Annotated in this window: 1 protein-coding gene; it reads right to left on the bottom strand. The window is 63.0% G+C overall.

Annotated elements, in window-relative coordinates; translation table 11 throughout:
* Positions 1–25: 25 nt before the first annotated feature.
* Positions 26–756, bottom strand: a 731-nt coding sequence (locus MMB74_RS27315; protein ID WP_277431712.1) for an electron transfer flavoprotein subunit beta/FixA family protein, incomplete at its 5' end; no start/stop codon positions are given.

Below are 756 nucleotides of genomic sequence, written 5' to 3'. Positions count from 1 at the left end.
AATCGTCATTTTCTTTCGTCCCCCCTCACAGCACCTTGGCTTCGGTCTTCAACTTCTCGACCAGCGTCTGCACGTCCGGCACCATTACGCCCGCGCTACGCTTGGGCGGCTCGGCAACCTTCAGCGTCTTCAGGCGCGGAGCGACGTCCACACCGAGGTCTTCAGGCTTGATCGTTTCCAAAGGCTTCTTCTTCGCCTTCATGATGTTGGGCAGCGTCACGTAGCGCGGCTCGTTCAGGCGAAGGTCCGTCGTCACCACGGCCGGCAGCGTGAGCGTCAGCGTCTCGGAGCCGCCGTCCACTTCACGCGCCACCGTCGCACGGCCGTCGGCGATCGTCACTTTCGAGGCGAACGTCGCCTGCGGCAAGCCAGCCAGCGCAGCGAGCATCTGGCCCGTTTGGTTCGAGTCGTCGTCGATCGCTTGCTTACCCAGAATCACGAGCTGCGGCTGCTCTTTATCGACCAGCGCCTTGAGCAGCTTAGCCACCGCCAACGGCTGCAAATCTTCATTCGATTCGATCAGGATCGCGCGATCGGCGCCGATCGCCAGCGCCGTGCGCAGCGTCTCTTGCGCTTGCGCCACACCGGCCGACACCGCCACCACCTCGGTGGCCACGCCCGCTTCCTTCAGACGCACCGCCTCTTCCACGGCGATTTCGTCGAAGGGGTTCATCGACATCTTCACGTTTGCAATGTCGACGCCCGTGCCGTCCGACTTCACCCGGACCTTGACGTTGTAGTCGACCACGCGCTTGA

Origin of the sequence: Trinickia sp. Y13, assembly GCF_029522115.1 — a bacterium.
Lineage (GTDB): Bacteria > Pseudomonadota > Gammaproteobacteria > Burkholderiales > Burkholderiaceae > Trinickia.
The sequence above is the reverse complement of the archived record's forward strand: the minus strand, read 5'-3'. Positions and strand labels throughout refer to the sequence as shown.